The 3,767-nt window shown below is 66.9% G+C and carries 2 protein-coding genes and 3 pseudogenes; 2 read left to right on the plus strand and 3 right to left on the minus strand.

Features of this window, described 5'->3' with window-relative positions; all coding sequences use genetic code 11:
* The coding region (locus ACGF12_RS38085) for a Tn3 family transposase (protein WP_393041098.1) at nt 1-793 on the plus strand (793 nt) is incomplete at its 5' end.
* Nucleotides 794-948: 155 nt separating this feature from the next.
* Nucleotides 949-2,067, plus strand: a pseudogene (locus tag ACGF12_RS38090) (NF041680 family putative transposase); the annotation flags it as partial.
* Here the strand turns inward: ACGF12_RS38090 and ACGF12_RS38095 are convergent.
* The 3 genes and pseudogenes from ACGF12_RS38095 to ACGF12_RS38105 all read right to left on the minus strand — a co-directional run.
* Nucleotides 2,064-2,423 (minus strand): annotated as a pseudogene (locus ACGF12_RS38095) (IS5 family transposase); the annotation flags it as partial. The pseudogenes ACGF12_RS38090 and ACGF12_RS38095 sit on opposite strands and share 4 nt — an antisense overlap.
* A 145-nt stretch (nt 2,424-2,568) precedes the next feature.
* Nucleotides 2,569-3,048 (minus strand): hypothetical protein, encoded by a 480-nt coding sequence (locus tag ACGF12_RS38100; protein ID WP_393041101.1) that lies wholly within the window; start codon nt 3,046-3,048, stop codon nt 2,569-2,571.
* 274 nt (nt 3,049-3,322) lie between these two features.
* Nucleotides 3,323-3,670: pseudogene (locus tag ACGF12_RS38105) on the minus strand (transposase); the annotation flags it as partial.
* Nucleotides 3,671-3,767: the final 97 nt, after the last annotated feature.

Below are 3,767 nucleotides of genomic sequence, written 5' to 3' on the forward strand. Positions count from 1 at the left end.
CGTCAGTGGCCCGACGCACCAACGCCCCAGGCCAGCAGCGACTGGAGGGAGCACAGCGGGCAGCGAGCCATCGGGAACCCAAGGGAAAAGGAACATCAGGAACTGGAAGGAACTGACCTTCTACCGACCCTCCAAGCAGACCGAGTACGTCCACATCGACGCCCTGTTCGGCGAGCCTGGCAAGAACGTCATCGACTTCGACCTGATCGAGACCCAGTTCCGCCACCTGATGCGCGTGGCCGTCTCCGTACGCGAGGGCGCCATCTCCTCCTCCACGCTGCTCAAGCGCCTGCGCTCCGGGTCCCGGAAGAACGCCACCTGCGCCGCGTTCCGCGAGGTCGGCCGCGTGATCCGCACTGTCCAGCTGCTGCGCCACCTCTTTGACGCGCCGCTTCGCCGACGGGTGACCGCGGCGACCAACAAGGTGGAGTCGTTCAACCGGTTCTCCCAGTGGATCGGCTTCGGCAACCGCGGCGGCGTCGCGGACAACGACCCGATCGAGCAGGAGAAGGCGATGAAGTTCAACGCGCTGCTCACGAACGCGGTGATCTTCCACAACGCCCTGGACATCGCGGAGATCGTCCGTCAGCTGCTGGAGGAGGGCTGGGAAATCGACCCGGGGGACCTGGCGCACATCTCGCCGTACCTGACCGAACACATCAACCGGTTCGGCGAGTACAGCACCCACGAACTCGGCATCCAGCCCGAAGCGTACGACCCGAAACTCGACGTCGACTTCACCCCGCTTCGCGAGCAGGATCTGACCGCCGCCGGTCTCGGCCAAGCCGCCTGAACCGTGAGGTGAACTAGCTTGATCTTTAACCACTGACCTCGAACGAGTCGTCGAACTTGATCACTCGTTCCGGTAACTGCCGTACGTAGAGGCGGCCTTCGTCTGATCCTGTGCTCCGACCAAGGAATGCACGAACCATGACGAAGGCCGTGGGGATGAGTCTGCTGCACGATCGCGTCGAGCATGGCGGGTTCGCCGAACTGTCACGCTTCCGGGGCGAGTTCTACTCCTGCTTGACCAAGCGCGGGGATGCGCTGTTCGAACTGGCCGATGCCGTGCTGTGTGCCGATGGACCGGTCAGGTCACTGGTGGAGCTGTCACTGGTCGGTGAGCATCGCCGCGGTCACGGCGGACTCTACGCGGCTTTGGCCCGTGGCCGTATCGATGCCGACCGAATGCGACGCGCGCTCGCGGCGGTGCCGCTGCCGCGAGCTGCCAACGGCCGACTCGTGCTCGCGGTCGACATCACCTGCTGGCTACGACCGGATGCCCACACCTCAGCGGAGCGGATCCTGTGCCACACCTACGGGCGGGGCAAGGACCAGCACATCCCCATCCCGGGCTGGCCCTACTCGATCATCGCTGCCCTTGAGCCTGGACGAAGCTCGTGGACCGCGCCACTGGACGCCCGCCGGCTGGCACCCGGGGATGACGGCGCCACGATCACCGCACAGCAGCTGCGCGAGCTGATCCAACGACTCATCGCTGCTGGACAGTTGGGGCCGGACGACCCGGACGTGCTCGTCGTTGTGGATGCCGGATACGACGTGCCCCGCCTGGCCTTCCTGCTGAGGGACCTGCCCGTTCAGGTGCTGGGACGGATGCGCTCGGACCGTGTCCTGCGCAGGGCGTGCCCGCCCCGGCTGCCCGGCACCATGGGCCGCCCACCACGGCACGGCGGCGAGTTCGTCTTCAAAGACCCGGCCACCTGGGGCGTCCCGGACACCCAGACCGTCACCGAGACGCGCCTCTACGGCACCGCGACCGCCCGATCCTGGGACCGGCTGCACCCAAGGCTGACCCACCGATCCGCATGGGTGGTGGATGCGGGGATCCTGCCGGTGATCGAGGGCACCGTGATTCGCCTGGAGGTCGACCACCTGCCGAGCGGGGCGATCCCGAAGCCGGTGTGGCTGTGGTGGTCCGGCACGGATGCCACCGCCGCGGACGTCGACTGGCTCTGGCAGGCGTTCTTGCGGCGCTTCGACATCGAGCACACGTTCCGCCTGTTCAAGCAGACCCTCGGTTGGACCTGCCCGAAGATCCGCACCCCCGTGCGGATCCCCCTTTTGCGTGCACCAGCCGCGTGCTGGTGCACGCGGGTGATCGTGGAGTCCACGGAGATGTCCCAGGTGATCAGGCCCTTCGCATCGGCGCGGACCTGGAGCTGCTCGAGGATCCGGTGCCACGTGCCGTCGCGCTGCCAGCGGTGGAACAGCCCGTACACCGTCTCCCATGGCCCGTAGCGCTCTGGGAGATCCCGCCACGGTATGCCCGTACGGGTCCGGAACCGTATCCCGTTGATCAGCTGCCGCTTGGTGTGCACCGGCGGCCGACCAGCCTTGATGCCCCGTGGCAACAGGGCTTCCAGCACCATCCACTGTGCGTCTGTCAGATCTCCCCGAGCCATGAAAAGTGATCACCGCATGACCTTGATCCACTTCTGAAGCACACCACAGCGCGTCCAACAATAGACGCCGAAGTCAGGGGCCGGTTGCTCGCCGCCGTGAGCAGGAACCTCGCGAGGCCGGGACGAGCGCAGGGCTGATGACCCATCACTCAATTCCAAGGGGTCCGATGCCCAGGTCCTCACGCATGAGGCGACGCATCTGCGCCATGGCCTTGCGTCGTCGCTCTATCAGGTGCGCGGCGTCGGCGGAGCCGACAGCCACTCCACGGGCATAGGCATCGCGGATCGCGCGCAGGCAGTGGAACGCCTCGTTCCCCGCCTCCACGACCTGCGGCGGGCCCACGAGCCAGAGGCGTTCGCTTGCCGTGTGGATCCCGGTGCCACGCACGGCCTCCCGCACCGCCGCGTCGCGCGCCGACTCGGACATGTGGTCGCCCAGAGCGACGGCCCGTATCTCCTCACCCGCGGCTTTGAGGGCGGAAACATACTCCGTGTACACCTCGCGCCGTACTTCCACTGCGTGCCTGGCTTCCTCCCGCCGCCACCGGTTGCGATCAGCGATCAGAGTGGCTGCAATGCCGATGACGGCACCGGTCAGTGTGGAGAGCAAGGGCATCCAGTTCATGTGTCGCAGCTTGTCCGAACTGATGCGCCGGCACCAGTGGCTTTCGGTCGGCCGCGGGCACCGAAGTCCCTGCCGCGTTCTTGCGCCGGTGTGTTACGAGTGCGGTCGGCCGTGACCGGCGGGTCGTGCCGTCCCGGCGGCGCGGAAATTGCATGGAGGCTCCGTCAAGTGTTCGACGAGGATCTCCGCCATGTTTTCGCGCCCGGATGGGGCCGGTGCGCCCGTGCATGCGGGGCTGTGACCAGCACTTTCGAAACACTCCCTAGCTTGATCTTTAACCTTTGCGGCGGGGGCGAGGGCTGCTGGTCTGGGGTTTCTTCTTCGTTGATGGCTTCGCGGTGTCTGTTTTGCCGACCGTGTGGACGTCGTGGCGAGGGGTCGGTTTGGAGTTCTTGCGGCCGGGCGGTCGTCCCGGGCCTGGCCGGAAGGATTTCGGCACACGTGCGGGACAGGCGGCTTTCGGGCGGAGGTTCCGGAATCCTCGTCGGACGCGGGCGGGGGTCATGCGTTCGGGCGGTGTGGGCTTCTCCCAGGGGCGACGGAGGTCGGCCGCGAGGGGCCGGGCGAGGCGGAGTTGGGTGTAGGCGGCCAGGATCAGCCAGGTCCAGCGGTCTGCGGCCTCGGTGAGCTTCCCCCGGTGTGCGGGAGGTGCTGATCAGCTGGTCAGAAGGGGTTGGCGGGGTTTCAGGTTCACTTGTTCGGCCGTCGCGTGGTTGGCG

It is taken from the genome of Kitasatospora sp. NPDC048296, from assembly GCF_043201815.1.
GTDB lineage: Bacteria > Actinomycetota > Actinomycetes > Streptomycetales > Streptomycetaceae > Kitasatospora.

What these genes read in the sequence shown, in the direction of transcription:
- ACGF12_RS38100 (WP_393041101.1), bottom strand. Translation starts at nt 3,048, where the DNA reads ATGAACTGGATGCCCTTGCTCTCCACACTGACCGGTGCCGTCATCGGC.